Origin of the sequence: Streptomyces sp. NPDC051677 (genome assembly GCF_044453465.1) — a bacterium.
Taxonomy (GTDB): Bacteria; Actinomycetota; Actinomycetes; order Streptomycetales; family Streptomycetaceae; genus Streptomyces.
Genome location: NZ_JBITCT010000019.1, coordinates 1 through 21,195, shown reverse-complemented (window position 1 = coordinate 21,195; position 21,195 = coordinate 1). Strand labels below are relative to the sequence as shown.

At 70.9% G+C, this 21,195-nt stretch carries 24 protein-coding genes and 3 pseudogenes; all 27 read left to right on the top strand.

What is annotated here, in order from left to right:
• Positions 1-11 precede the first annotated feature (11 nt).
• Positions 12-971 (top strand): hypothetical protein, encoded by a 960-nt coding sequence (locus tag ACIBAF_RS22975; protein WP_399465261.1) that lies wholly within the window; start codon positions 12-14, stop codon positions 969-971.
• A 164-nt stretch (positions 972-1,135) separates the two neighbouring features.
• A pseudogene (locus ACIBAF_RS22970) lies at positions 1,136-1,707 on the top strand (hypothetical protein).
• Between the two features lie 108 nt (positions 1,708-1,815).
• A pseudogene (locus ACIBAF_RS22965) lies at positions 1,816-2,507 on the top strand (glycosyltransferase family 2 protein).
• On the top strand, positions 2,507-3,040 hold the full coding sequence (locus ACIBAF_RS22960) for a hypothetical protein (RefSeq protein ID WP_399465259.1): 534 nt from the start codon (positions 2,507-2,509) through the stop codon (positions 3,038-3,040). Before ACIBAF_RS22965 ends, ACIBAF_RS22960 begins: the two are co-directional and overlap by 1 nt.
• A gap of 291 nt (positions 3,041-3,331) precedes the next feature.
• Positions 3,332-3,784 (top strand): hypothetical protein, encoded by a 453-nt coding sequence (locus ACIBAF_RS22955; protein WP_399465449.1) that lies wholly within the window; start codon positions 3,332-3,334, stop codon positions 3,782-3,784.
• A complete protein-coding gene (locus ACIBAF_RS22950) occupies positions 3,781-4,971 on the top strand; it encodes a hypothetical protein (protein WP_399465257.1) in 1,191 nt (396 codons plus the stop codon). Before ACIBAF_RS22955 ends, ACIBAF_RS22950 begins: the two co-directional genes overlap by 4 nt.
• Before the next feature lie 18 nt (positions 4,972-4,989).
• Complete coding sequence (locus ACIBAF_RS22945; protein WP_399465256.1) at positions 4,990-6,249, top strand: MFS transporter; 1,260 nt, start codon at positions 4,990-4,992, stop codon at positions 6,247-6,249.
• A 79-nt stretch (positions 6,250-6,328) separates the two neighbouring features.
• Positions 6,329-6,550: a hypothetical protein gene (locus ACIBAF_RS22940; protein WP_399465447.1), complete on the top strand. Its 222-nt coding sequence runs from the start codon at positions 6,329-6,331 to the stop codon at positions 6,548-6,550.
• 194 nt (positions 6,551-6,744) lie between these two features.
• Positions 6,745-7,887, top strand: a complete 1,143-nt coding sequence (locus ACIBAF_RS22935; RefSeq protein ID WP_399465445.1) for an AAA family ATPase — start codon at positions 6,745-6,747, stop codon at positions 7,885-7,887.
• Complete coding sequence (locus ACIBAF_RS22930; RefSeq protein WP_399465254.1) at positions 7,884-9,683, top strand: hypothetical protein; 1,800 nt, start codon at positions 7,884-7,886, stop codon at positions 9,681-9,683. Before ACIBAF_RS22935 ends, ACIBAF_RS22930 begins: the two co-directional genes overlap by 4 nt.
• 208 nt (positions 9,684-9,891) lie before the next feature.
• Positions 9,892-10,383: a hypothetical protein gene (locus ACIBAF_RS22925; protein WP_399465253.1), complete on the top strand. Its 492-nt coding sequence runs from the start codon at positions 9,892-9,894 to the stop codon at positions 10,381-10,383.
• A gap of 144 nt (positions 10,384-10,527) precedes the next feature.
• Entirely contained in the window at positions 10,528-11,460 is a 933-nt protein-coding gene (locus tag ACIBAF_RS22920) for a hypothetical protein (RefSeq protein ID WP_399465251.1), read from the top strand.
• Positions 11,457-12,164, top strand: coding sequence for a hypothetical protein (locus ACIBAF_RS22915; RefSeq protein WP_399465249.1), 708 nt, complete (start codon positions 11,457-11,459; stop codon positions 12,162-12,164). Before ACIBAF_RS22920 ends, ACIBAF_RS22915 begins: the two co-directional genes overlap by 4 nt.
• Positions 12,161-12,694 (top strand): hypothetical protein, encoded by a 534-nt coding sequence (locus tag ACIBAF_RS22910; RefSeq protein ID WP_399465247.1) that lies wholly within the window; start codon positions 12,161-12,163, stop codon positions 12,692-12,694. The genes ACIBAF_RS22915 and ACIBAF_RS22910 overlap by 4 nt, the downstream gene beginning before the upstream one ends.
• Positions 12,695-13,017: 323 nt before the next feature.
• Positions 13,018-13,455 carry a hypothetical protein gene (locus ACIBAF_RS22905; RefSeq protein ID WP_399465245.1) on the top strand — a complete coding sequence of 146 codons (438 nt, stop codon included), beginning with the start codon at positions 13,018-13,020 and terminating at the stop codon, positions 13,453-13,455.
• Positions 13,452-14,216 carry a hypothetical protein gene (locus ACIBAF_RS22900; RefSeq protein WP_399465243.1) on the top strand — a complete coding sequence of 255 codons (765 nt, stop codon included), beginning with the start codon at positions 13,452-13,454 and terminating at the stop codon, positions 14,214-14,216. The genes ACIBAF_RS22905 and ACIBAF_RS22900 overlap by 4 nt, the downstream gene beginning before the upstream one ends.
• Before the next feature lie 47 nt (positions 14,217-14,263).
• Positions 14,264-14,554 (top strand): hypothetical protein, encoded by a 291-nt coding sequence (locus tag ACIBAF_RS22895; protein WP_399465241.1) that lies wholly within the window; start codon positions 14,264-14,266, stop codon positions 14,552-14,554.
• Positions 14,555-14,577: 23 nt separating this feature from the next.
• Complete coding sequence (locus ACIBAF_RS22890; protein WP_399465443.1) at positions 14,578-15,336, top strand: hypothetical protein; 759 nt, start codon at positions 14,578-14,580, stop codon at positions 15,334-15,336.
• The gene (locus ACIBAF_RS22885) at positions 15,333-15,977 is read left to right on the top strand and encodes a hypothetical protein (RefSeq protein ID WP_399465239.1); all 645 of its coding nucleotides are present in this window, start codon (positions 15,333-15,335) and stop codon (positions 15,975-15,977) included. Before ACIBAF_RS22890 ends, ACIBAF_RS22885 begins: the two co-directional genes overlap by 4 nt.
• A 16-nt stretch (positions 15,978-15,993) precedes the next feature.
• Positions 15,994-16,401 (top strand): hypothetical protein, encoded by a 408-nt coding sequence (locus tag ACIBAF_RS22880; RefSeq protein ID WP_399465238.1) that lies wholly within the window; start codon positions 15,994-15,996, stop codon positions 16,399-16,401.
• Between the two features lie 274 nt (positions 16,402-16,675).
• Entirely contained in the window at positions 16,676-17,059 is a 384-nt protein-coding gene (locus ACIBAF_RS22875) for a hypothetical protein (RefSeq protein WP_376387152.1), read from the top strand.
• Positions 17,056-17,859, top strand: a complete 804-nt coding sequence (locus ACIBAF_RS22870; protein WP_399465236.1) for a DUF317 domain-containing protein — start codon at positions 17,056-17,058, stop codon at positions 17,857-17,859. The genes ACIBAF_RS22875 and ACIBAF_RS22870 overlap by 4 nt, the downstream gene beginning before the upstream one ends.
• Before the next feature lie 27 nt (positions 17,860-17,886).
• Complete coding sequence (locus tag ACIBAF_RS22865; protein WP_399465235.1) at positions 17,887-18,243, top strand: hypothetical protein; 357 nt, start codon at positions 17,887-17,889, stop codon at positions 18,241-18,243.
• Entirely contained in the window at positions 18,234-19,055 is an 822-nt protein-coding gene (locus tag ACIBAF_RS22860) for a DUF317 domain-containing protein (RefSeq protein WP_399465233.1), read from the top strand. Before ACIBAF_RS22865 ends, ACIBAF_RS22860 begins: the two co-directional genes overlap by 10 nt.
• 73 nt (positions 19,056-19,128) lie before the next feature.
• Positions 19,129-19,647 (top strand): hypothetical protein, encoded by a 519-nt coding sequence (locus tag ACIBAF_RS22855; protein ID WP_399465231.1) that lies wholly within the window; start codon positions 19,129-19,131, stop codon positions 19,645-19,647.
• Between the two features lie 2 nt (positions 19,648-19,649).
• Complete coding sequence (locus tag ACIBAF_RS22850; RefSeq protein ID WP_399465230.1) at positions 19,650-20,429, top strand: DUF317 domain-containing protein; 780 nt, start codon at positions 19,650-19,652, stop codon at positions 20,427-20,429.
• A gap of 38 nt (positions 20,430-20,467) precedes the next feature.
• Positions 20,468-21,195: pseudogene (locus tag ACIBAF_RS22845) on the top strand (hypothetical protein); the annotation flags it as partial.

Sequence of the window (21,195 nt, the reverse complement as noted above, 5' to 3'; positions counted from 1 at the left end):
CCCTCCTGCTCATGGCCGTATCCGTCGCGCTGACCGCGTCCGCCTGCGCCACTTCCGGCAGCCCGGACGCCGACACCACAGCCAGGGCCACCCGCAGCGCCGCCCCCACCCCGACCGCCGAGCCGGCGCTGACGAAGAAGGAGGCCCTCGCCCAGATCTCCCACTACTCCAAGATCAACAACGAGGCCAACATCGACCGCGACCGGCGCCTGCTCGACACGGTCGAGGACGGCCCGCTGTACGCGATGTCCATCTCGGACTACACCGAGACCGAAGGGCTTCCCGCAGCGGACCGCAAGCCCTACAAGCCCTGGTCCTACGACTCGGCAAACGCCGAGCTGTACATCCCGCGCCTGGCAGCGGGGCAGGATCGCTGGTTCGCCGCCGCGCTCTCGGATCAGAAGGGCAAGGCGCCCTCGCGTCTGGCAGTGTTCGCCGAACGCCCCCAGCACAAGCGCTGGGAGATGGTCTCCGTTGTCGACCTGGACAGCCAGAAGCTGCCGGACATCGCCCTTGACCGGGACGGGTACGCGAAGGCCGTTCCCGCCGCCGGCAACAAGCGGCTGGCAGCGGACGCCGACCTGCTGCGCACAGCCGTGCTCGACAACTTCGCCACCGGAGGCACGGACACCGGGACGAAGGTCTTCGCCCCGACCAAGGCGAGCAAGCGGCAGATCGAGGTTCACGACAAGACCGGCACCCGCTACGGGAACCAGGGCACCACCGTCTTCGCCGGCGCCGCCAACCGCTACACGGACGCCTACGCCCTCAAGACCACCGACGGCGGCGCGTTGCTCCTCTTCTCCCACACGCACACCCAGACCGACGCCGTCGCGCACTCCGGCCTCCAGATCAACCCCGGCAAGGACGAGCAGCTTGGCTCCACGACGTGCCCCGCACCTCCATCACGTACACGTTCGTGTGCAACGACGCCGCCATCGTCCCCGCGAAGGCCGAACAGTCCCGACTGATCGGTTATACCTGCGCCCGCACCGACGCCTCCGGCCCCCCGGTCGCCTCCTGACCGGACCGCATGTACACGCACCGCCCCTGACGCGCCGCGCTCCCCTGATGGCCGCCCGACGCCCCCGCTTCCTTGCTCGATCCGGAGAACTCCCTGTCCACACGTTCCTTCATCGCCCGCCCCACCACCGATACGGGATACAGCGGCATCCACGTCCAGCTCGACGGCGTACCCAGCCACCACCTGCCGCTGCTCCTGGCCGCCTACCAGTACAAGTTCGGGCGCGACGTGGAAGCCATGTCCCGTCACCTCATCGACGACGTCGCCGTCGGCTGGGACGAGCTGGGCACGATCTCCTCGACGGCGCCCCGCCCTCGCTCGTGGCCGCGTTGACCGGCGGCGAGCAGTGGCCCAGCCGTAACCTCGCCCACCTGATCACCCCGGACGGCTCCCCGCCGGTGCGCATGTCGGTAACCGCCTATACCGCCGACGAGCAGGACATGCAGTGGGGGTACATCCTGCACAAGGAGGGCATCGAGGTGATCAGCCTCCTCCACGAGGACATCGGCCCGGTCGTGGACTGGGCCATCGACCCGCGCACCGCCTTCAACGACCACCCGGCGGCCTGGTCCTCCCTCGACCCCGTACCGGTTATCCGGGCATCGCGCAGCACGCCGTCCCCGGGCGCTCCCGCTGCATCCCCGGTGAGGGCCCACGCCCCGCGTCCCGCCACGCGCCGCTAGTTCACTCTCGTCTTCTCGGAGTCTTCCCTGCCCTCGCACACCCTGCCCCTGATCACCGTCGTCATCGCGAGCCGCCTGCGCGAAGACCGGCTCGACTACCTGACCGCCATGCACGCCAGCCTCACCCGCCAGTCCGTGCCGTGGGAGGCCGTGATCGCGCTCGACGGTGCCTCGCCGGACCGCCTGCCTGACCCGCTCGCGCAGGACTCCCGCGTCCGCGCACTGGTGCTGCCCCGCCCGGTCGGCGCAGCCTGCGCCCGGAACCTGGCCCTCGCCCATGTCCGCACCCGGTACACCAACTGGGCCGATGACGATGACGAGTTCACCGACGACGCCATGTCCGTACGGCTGAACATCCTGGAATCGACGGGAGTCGGCTGGTGTGCGGGATGGAGCGAAGACCGGCACCCCGACGGCTCGACCACCCTGTGGCGATGCCCCGCCCCGCCCGGCCGGCACGAGGCCGGCGACGTGTGGACGTACTGGAAGTCGCCGACGGACACCATCCCCATCGGGCCGACCACGATCCTCGCCCGCACCGACCTGATGCGCGCCGCTCCGATGGGCGGGCTCGTCCAGGGCGAGGACTACTGCGCCGCCCTCGGCGTCACCAGCCTCGCCCCGGGATCCTGCTTCCCCTGCCGGTCTACCGGTACCGCAAACACCCTGGCCAGATGACCCGCCAGGACTCCTATGACGTCCTGGAGCCGGAGGCTCGGCGGCATGCGTGGAACTACGGACGCAGCCTGCGAGCCGCCCTCCGCGCCCGGGAGACAAGCGCTGCGACTGGGGTGGTCTGATGTCTTCCTCCGTCACTCCGGCCACATTCGACTATCTGGCCAGACGTCTGGAGGAACTGGCCGCCTCATTCCCCACCAGCCCCGACGCCGTCGACCTGATCACGCTCACCGACGACATCGGCGTGCTGACCCACCATCTGCAGCACACCATCGAACACGCGCAAGAACGGTTCACCACACCGCAGACGGTCTACCCGCCCGAACGCGTCGCCCTGGTCCAGCTCGCCCGGGCCGCCGCCGGTATCACGCGAGTTCTGGACACACTCGCCGAAGCCCTGACCTACGCCACGACCGGCTTCCAGCGCGAGGCCGTGGAGGATCTCGCCCACTCGCCCCTGCGCAACGACCCCGAAGTCCTGCGGATCATGACGGCCGAGAAGTACGTCGCGGCCCGCGCACGCCTGCGCCACACCGCCGCCGCCCTGCGCGCGACCTCCACCCCGGCACCGTCTGGGCCGTCCACACCGCGCACGACCGGCCCACTAACCCAGCCAGCTGCCGCCGCCCAGTCACGGCAGCCGAACCGCCACTGAACGACACCAGCAGACCCCGGGATGCCCCCGAACCCTCTTGCCGAGATCCGGCTCGCCTACAGCCGCGCCGCCGCCCTGGCCGCCATCGCCCACGGCGAGCAGTACCAGTGAGCCAACACCGCATTGGACCAGGCCGGATTCACCAAACGGGACGACGGAAGCGACAGCATGCCCGGCCCCGACGTTCGCCCAGCCCGCCACCGGCGGACCCGCCCCCTTGAAACCAGCCCGTCGTACCACGACCCATCCGCCGTCCCTCGCCGCTGACCAGTAGATAGAAGGGATCCTTCTCTGTCCGACCACTTCCGCTTCCGTGCCCATCCCGAACACGGTTTCGTCGCCACCGCCGCACCGAGCTTCACCCCTCACCTGGCCGAGTGGTTCCTCGTCCGCGAGCAGTTCGAGCCCGTCCCCTTTTCGCCGGGCCTGTACCGGCTCACCGAGCCGGAACGCGATGGGCTGCGCCGTACCCGCCAAGCCGTCCACGACCTGCGCAGCCTCGGCTACAGCGTGCAGGCCGACATTCGCCTCGCCCCGTCCCTCTCCGCCGGCCCACCACGCCCGGACCGGCCGAACGGGCTCCAGGAGCGCCGCAGCCGTCTCGCCCAAGCAGCAGCCGGCCGAACGACGCAGCGCGCCACACCGCCCACCACTTCCCCGCCCTCGGCCCGACCGATCCCGCCGAAGCCCACCTACGCACCGACCGTCCACCTGACGGCCTCGGGCAGTGGACGGTTCCGATGACGCCCGCGAGCAATCCGACCCCGGACGGCTCCGTCCCGGTGGCACCGGAACTCACGGACGGTGCACGCAACTTCCGGCTGCGGATGGCGGTCATCGACCGCGAGAGCGAGGTCGCGCTCGACATGACATGCGACCGCTACGGTCGCACCGTCCACGCAGGCGCCGCGGCAGCCGCACGAGCCCACCGCAACAGGGCGGCGGTGGAGGCGTACACCACACACCTCGCCCCGCATGCCGACACTCTGCTCGACGCCGCCCGCCGTGCGCTCGACGAGCTGCCACCCGCCCGGCACCTGGCCGGGTGGCGGGCCGTGCTGGACGGCCTGGCCGCCTCCGCCGCCGAGATCCGCCGGGCCCTCGACCGGCCGGACACCCCCGGCTCCCCTGCCGAACGCGCACAGCACTCGGCCCTGTGGCCGCACCTCGCCGCCTGGGCGGATCACAGCTTCATCGCCAGCGATCTTGCCGACCAGAACAAACACCGTCATCACAGGGCCCCGCTGACCGACGAAGAGCAGCAGATGTGGACCGAGATGGCCCAGGCCGCGCAGAGGCGAGGCGAGCTGGAACTGACCGAGTCGTGGTACGCCGCCGACGGGCAGCCGATCACCCTCGCCCACCTCATCGAGAACGATGACTCGACGCTGGTCGCGCTGCGAGGCGACCCGGACGCACCGGGCTGGCAGGTGATCGGGCACTACGCCCACGAATACGAGGCAGGGAAGGTACTACCTGCCCCGGTCCCGCCTGGCGTGCTGCGCGCGGACGTCTCCCGGTTCAACCGCCCAGCGCCGGTCCCGGAGGTGTCGCTGCAGGAACTCATCCGCGACGTCGTCGAAGGCCAGACCGCAGGAGACGCCTCCGAAGCTCTCCTCGGCGCCGTCCAGCGCGGCTACACCCCGGGCCCGATGGTCCGTCTCCAGGAACTCCTGGAAACAAGCAGCCAGTTCGCCAGCGCGCTGGAGACCGTGCAGGGCCGCCAGATCGCCGCCCGCCTCTCGGCACTGGGCCGGCAGATCGAGTTCCTCACCCACGAAGTCGAGGAGGCGGCCGAGGACCTCGGCGCGACCGTCGCCGTCCTGCCGCCGCACCGCACCCCCGTGCCGCGCGTCCGCCCGCGTCCGGCCGTGGACACCGCACCACCCACGCCGCCGCCCCGCGCCATCACGCCCGCCCGCCACCGCTAAGCACCGAGAAAGCACCCGTTGTCCCTGACCACATCCCCGGCCCCGCGTATCACCTACGGCGTGGTGCTGCGCAGCCCGTACGTCGCCCGCCTCCTCGGCGGCACCCTCACCGGCCGACTTCCCAACGGCATGGCGCCCGTCGCCATCCTTCTGTGGGCCACCGCGAGCGCCAGTAGCATCGCCTTCGGCGGACTGCTCAGCGCCCTGTACGGGCTGTCCTCCGCGCTGTCCCAGCCGGTCAAGGGACGCCTCATGGACCGCCACGGCCAGAGCGCGGTGCACCTTCCGGCCGCCCTGCTCAACTCGGCCCTCCTGGTGGCTCTGCCCCTGGCCGGACCGTACGGCGGACCGGGCCTCGCCACGGCCATCGTCGTCGGCGGCCTGACCACGCCTCCCCTGGAGGCCGGACTCCGGGCGCTGTGGCCGAGCGTGCTGCCAGACCCCCGGCTGCGGCACGCCGCGCTCGCGCTCGACACCGGCACGCAGGGCCTGCTGTACATCGTCGGCCCCCTGCTCTCCGCCGCGCTCGCCTCCGCGTACAACCCCGCCGTCGCGCTCGCCGTCACCGCAGCCCTCGGCCTGGCCGGCACCGCCGCAGTCGCCCTCGCTCCGCCGTCGCGACGCTGGCGACCCGAACCGTTCGTGGGGCAGGACGCGGCCCCGGCTCGGCAGTTGGCCACCCCTGCCGCGTTGCTGCTGTTCGTTTCCCTCACCGGCATCGGGTTCGCGATCGGAGCCATGAACGTGTGGTCCATCTCCATGGCCGAGCACCACCACCAGGACATGCTCTCGGGCATCATCCCCGCCGCGTTTTCCACCGGCGCCTTCCTCGGCGGCCTCATCTACGGAATCCGCACCTGGACCGGCACCACCACCAGGCGACTGATCATCGCCACAGCCGCGTTCCTGGCCGGGTGGCTCCCGCTCCTTGCCCTTCCGGCCCCGTATGCGGCCACCGCCGCGGTCACCGTGCCCGGTGCGTTCCTGACCATCGTGGTCGCCTGCGCCTACGTCACCACCGACGCCCTCACCCCCGCAGGCCGCACCAGCGAGGCGTACGCGTGGCTGATCCTCGCGATCGGCGTCGGCCAGGCCGCCGGCACCGCCCTCGCCGGACGCCTCGCCGAGCAGCCTCTCGCCAGCGCTGCGCTCCCCGCCGCCGGCGCGGCCTTCGCTCTCACCGTCCTTCTCGCCGCTCGCCGACGTCTCGGCCCCACCGGACACATGCAGTGCGGCCGGCACCGCCGCCCGCTCCGAGGCCGGCACAAGACGCCCTGATCCGGGCGCAACATCCCACCGCTTTCCCGCCACCACCGTTAGGAGATCCGCCTTGCCCGAAGCGCCAGCAGAGCCGTTCATGCCGATCCGGCACACCATCACCGGCGAGATCACCACCACGAGCTACAACGCCGCCGCCCGGCGGATCCTGCTCCAGGACGGCTTCGAAGAGACGCCAGGCTGCGCCTGCCGGGCGACGGAACCCGATATGGAGCGGACGCGCGGGCCTGCTCGGCAGCCAGCGAACTGCTCGTCGCCGGCCAACCCGTGCACCTGGACCGAGCCCTCGGTCGGCCGGTGAGCGCCGACGGTACGCCCCGGTTGGCCCGGTCGCCGATGCCGACACAGTCCGTGATCCGCTCCGAGAGCGGCCAGCCTCTCCAGCGCATCGCCAACCCCGCCCGCACCCGCACCTGTTGAAGGACCCTCGTATTGACCACACCCGGACCGCCTACCAGCCCAGCGCGCACCAAGGGCGGCGAACTACGGGCCAAGGTGGCCCAACTGCTGGCCGACCGGCCGGCGGACACACTCACCATCGGGGACATGGCCAGGCAGCTGGGCCACTCCCACGGCGCCGTCCGCAACGCCGCCCTCACCCTGGTGCGACGCGGCGAGGCCGACCAAAGCGGGACCGGACAACCGGAGTTCCGCGCGAACGCGAAAACCGCCGCAGCCGCGCAGACCGCTGTGATCAGCCCACCAGGCACCCACTCTCCCCGCGCCCAACCGGCCACGGCCCGCACCACCACTCCCGCAGCAGCCACGCCCAGGCAGACCGGCCCGATCCGCCGCGCCGGGGGCCAGCTCTACCACCCCCGGGAGCTGGCCGATCTGCCCGACGTCGAGGCGTTGAACCGCTTGCGCGACGCCGACGTGCCGGTGCTGCTCTACGGCCCTCCGGGCACCGGCAAGACGAGCCTGGTCGAGGCGGCGTTCCCGGACCTGCTCACCATCGCCGGTGACGGCGACACCACGGTCGGCGACTTGATCGGCGAGTACACACAGAACGACGCGGGAGCCTACGTCTTCCAGTACGGCCCGCTGGTCACCGCGATGACCGAGGGCCGCGCCCTGCTGATCGACGACGCCACCCTGATCTCACCGAAGGTCCTGGCGGCGCTGTATCCCGCGATGGACGGGCGCCGGCAGATCCAGGTCAAGGCCCACAAGGGCGAGACCATCAAGGCCGAGCCGGGCTTCTACGTGGTGGCGGGCCACAATCCCGGCGTCCACGGCGCGGTGTTGACGGAGGCGCTCGCGAGCCGGTTCAGCGTGCAAATCCAGATCGGCACAGACTATGACCTCGCCCTGGCCTTGAGGATCGATGCCCGGGTGGTCCGGGTCGCCCGACACCTCGCCCACCAAGTCGAACTCGGCGAGCTGGGCTGGGCCCCCCAACTGCGGGAACTGCTCAGCTACCAGAAGACCGAGGCCGTCCTCGGCACCAAAGCCGCGCTCGCGAACCTGGTCGGCATCGCTCCTGTGGAGGATCGCGACGCCGTCGCCGCCGCCGTCATCAAGGCCGCCGGCGTCAAGAAGATCGCTCCTCTCACCCTCGGCAAGCAGCTTTCCGCCTCGGCTGCCCGGCAGCCCCCGGCCGGCACCGGCTCCGCGCACCGGGGCCGCTCGCGATGAGCGCCCACCACCACGTCCAGTCCCCCGCCACCACGCCGGACGACGACGCCGACCTCGCACGCTGGGACGACGACGGCGCCCCGCCCGCGCAACCCCGCTCCTCCCCGCACTTGTGGCTGCGCGTGGGAGCCGAACTCGGCGACCGGCTGGTCGACCTCTCCGGCCGCCAGGACCTCCTCGTCACCTGCCGCCCCGGCACCCGCAGCGGCGCACCGGCCGCGTTCTTCCCCACAATGGGCGAGGTCGAGTTCGACGCCGGCCTGTTCGCCCCGCTCCAGCCCCACGAGATCCATCCGCGGATCGTGGGCGACGAGGAGCGGTATCCCGCCGCCTGGGGAGTGTTCGTCCACGAGGCCGCGCACGCGGCCCACTCCGTCTGGACGCAGCCGGCCGGAGCGAACCCCCGTGTCGTCGAGGCCGCGCTCCTGCTCGAGGAGAGCCGTGCCGAAGGCGCACACCTGATCACGCGGCCCACGGACCGCACGTACCTGCGCACCAGCGCCCGAACCCTGGTCATGCCCGACATCGCCCACCCCACCCTCCAGGGCATCGAGCACGCCGCCGCCGTAGCGGCCCTGATCCTCGGCCGCCGTGACGTCGGCATCCTGGACGCCGGCGAGACCCGAGCCGTCGCCGATCTGTGCGAAAAGGTGCTGGGCGCCAACCTGCTGACCACCCTCACCCGCATCTGGACCGCAGCCCACCAGTGCGCCGACCACGACGCCACGACCATGCTCGCGCACGCGAAAGAATGGTGCGACGCTCTGGACACCGCGGCCCCCGCCCTGCCCGTGCCGGAGAACCTCACCGATCTGCTGTCCGGCGCCGTGGGGGTCGTCATGGACAGCACGGCAGCCACCGACGCCGCCGACCTCGCGGCACAGGCCGCAGCGACCAACGCCATGGCCGCGCAGTCCAAGGCGCAGGCTCAGGACCGCGCCCAGCGGGCCGACCAGCGACGCAAAGCCGCCGCCACCGCCAAGTCGGTCTTCAACGCCCGTGGCACCACCGTCACCCCCGACGGCACACCGGCGCCCCACGGCAACCCGGTCACCGGCACCCGCAGGCCCACCGCCGCCGAGCAGAGTGCCGCCGCGCGCCTGAGCCGCGCCCTGCGCGCCGCCGCCTACCGCGAGCGGACCGAGGAGCGGACCACCAGCCCCACCCCGCCCGGCCGCCTCAACATGCGCGCGGCCCTCGCCCGCGACGCCCAGCGCGCGGCCGGGTCGGTCCCCACCGCGGAACCCTTCACCCACACCCGCCGCCGGAACTCCCCCACCCCACCGCTGCGTGTGGGGATCGCCGTCGACGTCTCCGGCTCCATGCGGGCCGCCTGCGCGCCCGTCGCGTCCGCTGCCTGGATCGTGGCACGCGCAGCAGCCCTGACCGACCCCGACTCCCTTACCGCCACCATCGCCTACGACAGGCACCTGACCGCGTTGACCCGGCCCACCCACCGGGCGCCAGAGCGCGTGACGCTTTTCGATGCCAACGGCGGCCACCACAACCTCGGCGACGCCATCGACGCACTCGACCACGGCCTCGAACTCAGCCGCCCCGGCGCCGGCCGCCTCCTCGTGATCGTTACCGACGCCCGGTACGGCAGCGACGAAACCGCTCAAGCCGTCACCCGCGTCAAGCAGCTCACGACCGCCGGCTGCGCCGTACTCCAGCTCACCCTCACCGCCAAGTCCCACCACTTGCCGGGGACCACCTTGCTGCACCTGCCCCAGCCCTCCAGCGCTCCCGTCGCCATCGCCACGGCGGCCACAGACGCCATCCGCAGGACACGCTGAGACGACGCAGAAGACGGAAGCGTCCCCGAGACCACCGCCAAGCACTCCAGACCACCTCCGTCCGCCGCATGAATCGCGCATCTGACGCACGACCCTCCGCAACGACGCAGGCCACCACCCCAACCACCAACGAAAGGCACTCGATTTGAAGCCCCAGACCAACAGCCCGACCTCGAACGTAACGCCCATCAAACGGAATTCCCCGGGGGTGAGTACGCACTGGACCGTGCAGCACGCCTGCTCCCACCAGGTGGTTCATGATCTGTCCGGTCGTCCTGCCGACAAGCGGGCCGGATTCGCCCGTTGGCTCGCGGCTAAGGACTGCTCCGACTGCTGGAAGGCATCGCGTGACGCCGACACGGAGTCCAAGGAGGAGTGGCTCGCGGCCAAGCGCGCCGCCGAGCAGGAGGCTGCCGTCGCGTGGGCGAGGCAGTTCGACATGCCGCAGCTGGAGGGCCCGGCGAAGACCCTGGACTGGGGCGAGCGCTCCCGCCACCAGCTGATGACGGCCGCGCACACCGCGCTGGTGGTGGAGGGGAGTTGGGACGAGGCGGACTGGGCGGAGCTGGAGGAGAAGGCCCGCGCCATCACCGCCGCCGGATGGTGGATCGACCAGCGCGACGCAGAGGGCACCGACGTGCTCGAACTCCTCGACGCAGCAACGGAGCAGGACCGCCCGACGGAGAATCCCTTCCGCTGACATCTATCTGGGGACGCAGTCCAACGGATTCCGAGGGCTATGCCCGCCGAATGGGTGAACCGTCCTGCACCGCAGGTAGCCGATTAGGCCGAACGGGTTGTGCAGCACGAAGGATTGTCAGTCCCTCAATCTACGTTCCGAGCCATGACGGATTGGATCGAGCCCAGTGCTCGTGAAGCAGAACCGGCGTACTCCTCTGAACAGGTAGAGCGCGGTCAGAGGCTGGTAACGCGCGATGACCTCCTGACAAGCGAGAAGCAGCGGACGCGCTTGGAAATCGGAGATCTCCTGCTTGAAGTCGCGCCGATGAGCGACGACGAGTCTTCCAAAGGATCCGATGAAGTGATCAGGAGGTTCGCCGTAGAGATCGGCATCACCGCCGAGATGGCTCGTGAATACCGGTGCGTGTCCTCAAGGTGCGGCGGCGCTCTCAGGCAAGTGCTAGCCGAGTCGGACGTGACGGTGTCCTACTCAGTCGTCCGTGAGGCTGCGCTGGGATTCTCCCTGCCGAAGGGGGTCCGAGACGCCGAGAAGGCGCTGCCGGTGGAGGGCCGCAAGCTGCAGCGCCAGGCCCGTTGGGACATCCTGCTTGGGATGCTCCAGACGCCCGGCCGCCGCCGTGTGACGGCGCAGGAGTTCCGCGCAGCGATCGGTGCGCGGCCGGTGCCGAACTCCGCCTCCGCGATGACCGCTCAGAAGATCGTGGAGCAGCTCGCTCGTCCCGAGGTCAGGTCGGCAGTGATGGCGAGCGTGATGGAGCCGGCGTACCTCGTGGAAGCGTTCGCGGCCGATCCGATGGTGGAGCTGAAGATCCGCGACAGTCTCGCTCAGGTCGCCCAGGTGACAGGCAGCCGCGGGAGCACTTCCGTCGCCGAGAAGACCGATGACCGGCTGGTGCTCCAGTTCCGGCGCCGGGTGCACCTGCTCTACGGCCTAGTCGAGATGCACCCCGAGCAGATCATCAACATCGCCGACGAGGAGATGCTCAACGACCTGGAGAAGGCGTGCGAGGGCGTAGTGCACTGGGCACAGCGACTGCACTCAGCCCGGACCGCCGGACAGGCAGGTGTGCGGTGACCGCCTCGCGCTACACCTCTCTGTCGGCCGCAGCCCGCCAGTGGATCACGGACAACTACGGCCCGCTGTTCGCTCAGCACAGCGACAAGAACCGACGGACCGGCGAGTTCATGGACCTCATGATCGAAGGGGTTCAGGCAGGCGAACTGCCAGCGATCGAGTACTTCAAGGTCGTCTTCGGCACTGTGCTCGGCGCACTGGACAACGAGCTGCTGCTCCGCTTCGCACACAGCGGTATCGAAACGCCGCCAGCCGGAGGATCGAGCACGGGCGGCGATACGAAGCCCCCCGAGGGGGCAACGCCACCGATTCCCGGCCTCGGTGGTGACGGAGCAATCTCAGGAACCGCCTCTGGCGGCTGCAGCACCGGAGCTGACGTCGGGATCGGCATCCCTGGCCAGCGCTCGTTCCTGCCCGCCGACCTGGTCCACGCCCGCATCGTGGAGGTAACCAAACAACTCCTCGCCATCAAGGCGAACCAGAAGCACCTCCGCCAGCAGGAGAAGGACAGCCGCGAGTTCCGGAAAATCCTCGCAGGCCAGTACTCGGAGCTTGAAAAACAGCTCCGTGCCCTCCAGAGGGCTCAGGAGCGCATCAAGGAGAACCCGACGATCGGGCTGGACGCGCTGGACGCGCTGGGCATTGGTGCCGCGGAGCTTGGCATGAGCGACGCGGATCTGGTGACCCTGGCAGGAGCGGTATGAGCAGCCTCAGTTACTCCTCGACCCAGTGGCACGACTACTGGAAGTCTGTGGTGCCGGCGACCCACCGTGAACAGTGGCGAGGAAACCACATCGCCGACGTGATCGCGGCCGACGGATGTGTGGTTGAGATCCAACACGCGAGCATGTCCCCGACAAAGATCATGGGACGTGAACTCGACCACGGTCACATGGTGTGGATCTGGGACGGGCGCTCCGCCTACACCTCCGGCGCCCTCTCACTGACCGCCTTCGCCGACGGGGTCGTGAGATTCAGGTGGAAGAACCAGCGCCGGAACCTCCGTACATGCAGACGACCCTACTTCCTGGACCTCTGGGCTCTCGGAGAATCCGGAGAACGCCTGCTGCTAAAGGTGGACGTGCTCAACGAAGACGGCACCGGCTCGGGCCAGTTGGTCACCCACCACTCGATGCGTCTATGGATGGTCTGTGGCCTTCCCCGTTCACCTCTCGCCGAGCTTCCAGAAGGCTCCAACATTCCGCTGGTGATGCTCACCGCAGCGGTCGCCTAAACCTGTCGCCCTGGCGGGTTAATCAGTTGATGTGCCGTTCGGCTATCGATCACTGATGCCATGTGACACCTGATCAAGCCGTTAATGCCGGCCGATCCAGTCCGGATGCGGCGGTGGGCCGACCACCGCCGCATCCTTGAAGGGATCGCGATCACGTGGAACTGCCGGGGCTGCGATCGCAGCCGCCCTTTACGGCGCGAACTGACCCGCGGACGCACCACCGAGCCGGGCGGAACATAGCCGCAGATCGCCGGTTAGCCAAACCGGCGATCCTCCGGACCATTGTTCCTCCCACCGCCCCCGTCTCGCGTGGAAGGATCCGCATGCTCCCGCCGTCTTGGACACCTCCGTCCGCCCCGGTCGTCGCTCTCACACCCGACCCGCTCACCCCCAACCGGGACATCACGCACCAGCACTTCCAGGCCGGCGACATGGTCGTCGTCCTGAAGGGAGTGGCCGACGGGGAACTCTGGGGAGACGCGATGCGCGTCGTTGCCCCGTCCTGGCACACCCCGACCGACGAGGACGGGTGGCGGCTGCGTGATGCGACGGGCGGCGCCCAGTCCTACGTCACCGGCCACCCCCGCTACCTCGTGCACCTCTCGCGCAGCTGCCCGGACTGCCTGATCTACCTGCGGGCCGTGGAAGATACCCTCCTGCCCCGGTACGCCGACCGCAACGAGCTGATCGACTGCGGCTGGTACACCACCACCGCCCTAAACCAGTTGGTGCACATCGCCGACGTCCGGGGCGGCCGGTGATCCCCCGCCTGCACGAGCGGACCCACAAGCCGCGAGACCCGCTCGCCGAGGCACTCGGGCGGCCGGTCTCGCCGAACGAGGGCCTGACGGAATACACGATCGTCGCCCACTGGCCCGGCCTGGATTACTTCACCCTGGACGACGAGCAGAGGATCTGGACGTCCGTCGAGTGGGTCGCGCACCTCGAAGGCCCGTACCTGGAGCATCCGTTCGCCGCCAGCCCGGACGACGACCGGCGGGCGATCCTCCACCTCGACGTCCGGCTTCACCCGGACGACCGGGAGCTGACCGGCCCCGAGTGGGCTGAAACCGCCCACCGGCTGGCGCGGGCCGCCGGCATAGAGATTCCCGGCAACGAGCGCGGCTGCCGGTGGATCGCTGTTCAGGCCCAGCCCGGACGCCTCGACCTGATCGCCAACCTGATCCACCTCGACGGCGCATGGCACGCCCCGCCCGCCGACATCCTGCGGCGCCTTGCGTGCGAGGCGCGCCGCATCGAGCAAGACCTCCGCCTGATCCCCATACGCTCCGGCCCCATGGCGCGGCCCGTCCTCCGTCCGGCCTCGCCGAAGACGACGAGTCCCTTCTCGCCACCGACGCCGTCGCACGCCTGCGGGCCGCCAGATACCACGTCGACTGTGCCCCGGACTTCGACACCGACGCCCGACCGGCCAGTGATCTGCCACTGGGCTCCTGCGTCGCCCACCTCGCCGAGCGCCTGCGTGACGCCACCACGACGGAGGAGGCGGCCGACGCGCTGACCGATCTGACCGCAGCCCACGACGGCATCCTAGCCGCGCTGGAGGAAGTGCTCACCGCCACCGCCGAGCTCCACGACGGTCTTGGTCAGGCGGCCGACCCCTACACCGCCCGGCGGCTGCGCTACCTCGTCGACGAGCACCTGCACGTCATCCGCACCGACCTCGCTCACACTCGCAACGCCCTCGCCGACCGGCACGCCCCACACCCGGGCCGCAGCACCTGCACCGGGGATGTCCCCACCACCGAACGCGAACGCTCCGCCGTGTGCGCCTGCCCGCCCCCGCCGCGCACGCTCCCGGTCCCGCCGCCCTCGGTGGCCGCCGGACTGCGCCGCTGACTCCCACCTCGCCCAAGGACACCATGCACGACTACGACACCTCCGAGCGCCTCGCCTCGTACGCCGACGTCCTCGCCGGCGAACTCCCCGACACCTGGACCAGCACTCACCTCCCGCCGGACACCAAGGACGACCTCGCCGAACTGGCCGACCGCATCTGGGACTTGGACCTGGTCGCCGCGTCCCTCGCCGAGCACCCGCTTCGGCACGCAGCCGTCCTGAGCCGCCCCGACGGTGCCCAGCTCGTCCTTCTGGACCGGCACGACGAACGCGACGGCTTCCTCATCGCCGCCGTCGCCCCCCGCGCCCTGCCCGACGAGGCGTACCGCGGCGTCCCCGAGCCCAACGGCATCGCCCTGGCGGACGACCCGTTCCTGAGCGCGGAGCAGATAGCCGGCGGCCTGCTCGCCCGCTACGACAGCGCCCTCGCCCAGGTCCGGCACAACGCCCTGGGCGGCATCCAGCCCTCCCAGCCGGGCCGGGTCGTCCTGACCTGGCAGCCGGACGGCAGCGTCGCCACCGCCCCCGTCGACGACCGTGCCGGCGCGATCCTCGTCGCCCACGGCTTCGTCCAGGACCCGCAGAGCGGCATCTACCGCCTCAGCGGCGACGACACCAGAGCGCAGGCGCGCGCCCTGCGCGAGCTCGGCCCGCAACTCGACGCGCTCGGCATCGGCACCGCCCTCCAGCACCCCGCAGGCCGAACCGCGCCCACCTCCGCCCCAGCCTCCATGCCGCCCTCCCCGGCCGGCAGTCGTGGGCCGGCGACCAGGGCTCGGTGAAGCAGAAGGAGCCCGAGTTCTGGGTGCTGGAGTACATCACCATCACCAAGGACCCCCGCACCGGCCTGGTCGTCGCCATCGGCGGCACCGAGAAGGCGGCTTACATTCTCCAGCGAACCGGCGGGTTCCTCTCCGCTCCCGGACCGAGCGGGGACTACCACCGGCTTCCCCACGGCCTGCCTGTCGAGCACCAGCGCCTGAAGGCGACCGCTGCCTCGCACGCCCTGCTTGCCGCCGGTCACAGCGTCCACCTCGACCCCGCCCTGAACGCGCTGGTCACACCGGACAGCGAACACAACGCGGCCCCGCGCTTCCTCACCCAGCCCGCCGAGCGTGCCTCTGCCGCCAAGACCAGCAGTGCGGTGGCCGAGGTGCTGACCGAGATCGCTGCCCCGGTCAATGGGCTGCTGCCTCTTACCAGGGAAGTGGTCGTCCGGGCCTGGATCGCCGCCAGTGCCCTCCAGGGGGCCGCCCCCGGCGAGGAACCCGAACCTCTCGCTCGGCTCAGGGACACCGCGAACTCCATGAGCCAGGCCGCGTGCGTGATCCTCCACGCCCGCAACCACGCCGCCCGGGCTCCGCAACCGGCGGCCCTCACACCGCCGAGCTCCGCCCAGCCCTCGGCCTCACGCCGCCGTTGACCCCGGAGAGAAACACATGGCCAACCTGGCCGACGAGTACGGCACGGACGTCGAGATCTACATCAAGGCCCTGACGTCCACCATCCACGCCGACACCCCCACCGGCGCCCCCGCCCAGCTCCACGACCTGCTGGAACAGCTCGGCCTCGAACGCCACGAATACCCCACGGGCGCGCCGCTGTACATCTGGCACACCGTGTCCGAGCACCTCGGTGCCGACGAGCAGAAGCGCCTGGCGACCCGTGCCATCCCCGCCCTGCTCCTGGCCGGCTACGACGTCAACTGCACGCCCGACGTCTTCGACGAAACCGCCTACCGGCACGCCGTACACGACGCCCGCGCCCGAGAAGCCCGCCCCGCCACGCAGCATCCGGCACCGGCCAACTCTCCCTCGCGCCCTGCACCGGCCCGCCGCACCCCGTAAGACCGCCCGGGCGGCCCTGGCCCCCTCGGTGCCGCCCACCGCAACCCCGATTCCCGGAGAAACCTGTAGCAGCCCGCACACCCCCACCGATCAGCAACCGGCTCCAACCCCGACTCGCGACCGCCCTGTTCCGCCGCTACCTGCGCGCCTGCATCCCGACCGGCCCCGACCCCGCCTCCCCGTTGGCCGGCGCCCGCCCAGAGGCCGTCCTCGCCGAGACGCAGCGCGTCGGCCACCGGCACCACCACTGACCGCACCCCCGCCCCGGAGGAGCATGACCCACCCCGCCCCCTACCCGGTGAGACTGGCCGACGAGATCACCCGCCAGCTCGGCCAGCTCGCCGACCACCTCTCTCAGCTTCCCCCGCCCCAGGCCGCGCAGGTCATCGCCCGCGTCCTCGACCCGGACACCGGAGTCCTCGGCGGCATCACCCACCTCGTCGCCACCGGCAGCGTGTTCGCCAAGGACCAGGCCGAACGAGGCGCCCTCCCCGCGGAAGTGTGGCTCGCTCTGGGCCGCGCCTCGAACGAACTGCACGACATCACCCTCGACCTGGACGAACACAAGGACACCCTGCGGCACGTCGGCACCCAGCCCGCCACCACCGCGGCGAAGCCTCCGGCACCCGCACCGCTCGTCGTCCGGCGGCACCGGTGAAGAAGAAGCACTGGCAGGGCTGGGGGCCAGGAGAGCAGGCCGAGCAGCACTACCTCGTCCAGCCCCGTGCCCTCGCCGGCGGCGGCGACGTCCGGCACGTCTCGGAGTTCCTGCGCGCCTCGGGCTGGCGGGACAAGTCCAAGACGAACGGCCCGCTACTCATGGAGAGCCCCGACCGCACCGTCCGTGTCGCCTACGACCCCTACATCCTGCCCGGCGGGTGGACCATCCACGGCAGAGGGGACGGCCTGAACGGCGAATGGACGGCGAACCTGGGCCGGCAGACGCCGGTGGAGATCGTCGCCGGTATGACCGACGCCCTCACCCGCCCCCGCTCCGCCCACGCCCCCAACGTCTGGGCGCCCCTGCAGGAGCAGAACTGGCACACGCGCTTGGAGGGCGAGCACTACACGGCGACCAGCCCCGACGGCACCGCGTGGATGCAGTACCACCACAGCCCCGACGGCACAGCGATGTGGTGGACCGGAGCGAAGGACCAGCAGGGCAATGGCTGGACGGCCAACTTCACGCCCAACACCCCGATGCACCTGGTACAAGCCCTCTCGGCCGAACTCGCCAATCCCGATCCCGTGATGCGCCCGCGCGGGCGCGTCCCGCACAGCGCACAGATCCGCACCTGGTCGGTCTCCGTCAAGCCCTCCCAGTTCAGTGCGTGGCAACAGGCCCGGATCACGGCCGCCCGCGCCGCCACCTGGGCCCGCAACAGCACCCGAAGCCCACGGCCACGCACCACCGCCCGTACCCACACCCCGGCCGGCGGCGCCCGGACCCGCCACTGACCCGACGCACCCGTCCCAAGGAGCCCGATGCCCGCACTCACCCCGGACACCATCCACACCGCGACCGAAACCCTGTCTGACCTCACCGACTACCTGCGCGAGAACCCCGACCCCGTGGAAGCCCTCGCCCTCGTCGAGCCCCTCCTCGACGAATACACGGGCCTGCCCGTCCAACTCGCCGACACCCTGCGCGCCCTCGCCCGCACCCTGCAGGAACACCCGGACACGCCGCGCACCGCACAGGTCGACCTTCTGATCACCGAGTTGCGCACGGCCGCGTGGGAGCAGGCCGACCAGCACACCCTCCACTACGTCCTGGACAACCTCCGGAACCTGTACGGCAGCACCGCCGCGAGTGAGCCGGGAGACGCCCGGTGCCCCTGAGCGAACGACAGCTCGCCGCGTTCGCCGACAAGCACGCCAGGCAGATCCCCTTCGACACCAGCCCCCGCCACCTCGCCGGCCCCGGGGATGCCCGCCACGTCACCCACGGCCTGGCCGTCGCCGGATGGAGCGCCGTCTCCGACCCGTTGAGCGCCGAGATGGTGCTGCGCAGCCCCGACATGCGCCACCGCCTCCAGTTCGACCCGCAGTCCGCCACCTCCGCGTGGTGGCGGCTGCGGGCCGAGCCCACCGACACCGAGCCGGGCTGGTACGCCGAGTTCGGCGAACTCGTGCCCGCCGAGGTCCTCGCCGGGTTCACCGACGCCCTCGTCGCCCCGCCGCCACAGCAGCCGGACCCGTGGCAGGCGGTGACTTCGGCGGGGTGGCACCGCGACTCAGGCGGCACGGCATACTCGCCGGACTCCATGTGCCACATCGAACTGCGCCCGCTGAGCGAATTCAGCGACCGGCCGTCCTGGCATGTCGAGACCCGCGAGCCCGGCTACGACCAGTTCCCCGGCCCGCGTATCTGGCACGCCTACCTCGACGAGCGCACCCCCGCCCACCTCGTCGGATCGTTCCTCACCGCGCTGGTCGACCGAAGCCCGCTCCAACGCGGCATGTACGACCGCACCGGCCACTACAGCGCCGTGCAGGAGCCCAGCCCGCTGCGCCCGCAGCAGGTGGCCGACGCGCACACCACCCGGATCGAGTCGCTCCGCGCCCGGGCACGCTCCACCCGCCGACAGCTGACGAGACCCGCACCGACCCCGGCGAAGGCCCACACCGCCCAGCCGGCCGCCCGCCGCTGAACCGACAGGACTCCTCCCCATTTCCGCCGATCACCGCGCACACCGCGACTTCCTCCGCCACCTCGACCGCTACGTGAGCGACAGTAAGAAGATCCTCGACGCCTGGGACGCCTACTCCGACGAGCACACCGACCTCGACGGATGGCCCTACGACGACCACGCCTACGGCCTGCGCGCGAGCCAGCGCGACGCCGACACCGCCGAGGCGTTCGAACCGCTCCGCTACGGGGCCCGTCACCTGCTGGCCACAGCGGAGACGCAACTGGGCCGCCTGCCGGAAGGTACCGTGCAGAGCCGCTGGGTCTACCAGTTGGGTGTCCTGCACGCCGCCCTCGACCGGCTCGAGCAGCTGCACGAGCAGTGGCTGGAAACCCGAGACGCCCTTCCCGCCACCGCTAAGCCCGGCACTACGGCCTTCGACGACGCCCTCGCCGAGTACCACGCCGAATCGTGGAGCTACCTCGACGACTGGGCCACCCATGGCAAGACACTCCGCGAGATCAACGCCGCTGCCCGCAGCGCCCCCTCACCTCTGGCACCTGCGCCATCGCCGGCTCCCGCGGCCGACCGGCGAACCCCGGCACGGAGGTGACCATGCCCCCGGCTCCCGAGACTGTCGAGGTCGACTTCATCGCCCCGCGCCACCTGGCCGGTGGCGGTGACCCCGCCTGGATCACCGTCCCTCTCCACCGCGCCTGCGGCTGGAGCCACGGCAACGACCCCCTGATGGCGCGCGTCCTGCTCTCCAGCCCCGACCAGAAAGCCCTCCTGCGCCTGGAGCCCGAACCCGACGGCCAGTGGTGGACCCTTCACCACGCTGCGGAGCCGGACCGGCCAGCGTGGTACGCGAGTTTCGGTGCCCTCACCCCGGTCGAACTGATCGCCGCCGTTACCGACGCCCTCACCGATCCGGCCGCAACCGCGAGCACACCGTCCGATCCGTACGAGCTCCTCCATCAGATCGGCTGGTCGCCCGCCTCTGTGGACAACGGCCTCGTGTCGCCCGACGGCACCGCGTACGTCCAGCGGCTGGGCAGCGCGGAGGAACCGGGCGCCTGGTTCTTCACCGCCGCACTCGGCCCGGACCGGCCGGTGTGGCAGGCCCGCTTCGGCGCGCGCACTCCTGCGTACATGGTCGCCGCGTTCACCGCTGCGCTCGCCGATCCGAAGCCCGTACCGCGCATCGACAGCGGGCGCAGTCTCCCGCCCCGCGAACCGAACGTCGTCACCTGCAGGACCACGGACATGCTCGCCGTGTACGTGGCCGGGGCGCTGGAAGAACGCGTCCACTCCCTCGCTGCCCGGCACGCCACCTCGCCGACGAGTCCGATCCCCTCGCGACAGCCGCCGGCCAAGAACCACCGCAGCCGCTGATCCCACCGCCCCCGTCCCCGCCCGGAAGCACGTAGCCCTTGCCCCCTTCCTCCTCCAACAGCAACACGGACGGGTACGACCTCGTCCTGCGCCTCCTGATCGGCGTACTCGCCGTCGTCGTCCCCCTCGCCCACCTCGCCTGGCTGTCCGGCAACGTCACCGCCTACCTCACCGGCGCCGACTGGGCCCCCTACCAGCCGACCAGCGCCCTGCTCCACCCCGATCAGCTGTGGCCCAAAGCGGGAGAGACGTCCCTGCTGATCGGTGCCCGCGTCGTCCCTGTTGTCCTGCTCCTGCCCCTCGCCATTGCGGTGGGCGTCCTGTGGGCCCGGCACAAGAACCGCAGCGGCGGCCGGAAGAAAAAGATCGCCGGCATGGCCAAGGCCCGCGACATCGAACCGCTGATGGCCAAGGCGATCACCGACAAGGCCCGCTCCCTGCGCCCGAACCTGAAGGACGCCAAGCACATCGAGGCCCGCGACACCGGCATCCTGCTCGGCAACCTGCAGGGCACCAAGCACGAGGTGCGCATGGGCTACGAGGACGTGGCCGTCGCCATCATGGCGCCCCGCTCGGGCAAGACCACCAGCCTCGCGATCCCCTCCATTCTTGCCGCGCCCGGCCCGGTCCTGCTGACCTCGAACAAAGCCGCTGGCGACGCCTTCACCGCGACCTACGACGCCCGCGCCCGCGTCGGACAGGTGTGGTCGATGGACCCGCAGCAGATCGCGCACGCCGCACGCGAGATGTGGTGGAACCCTTTGGC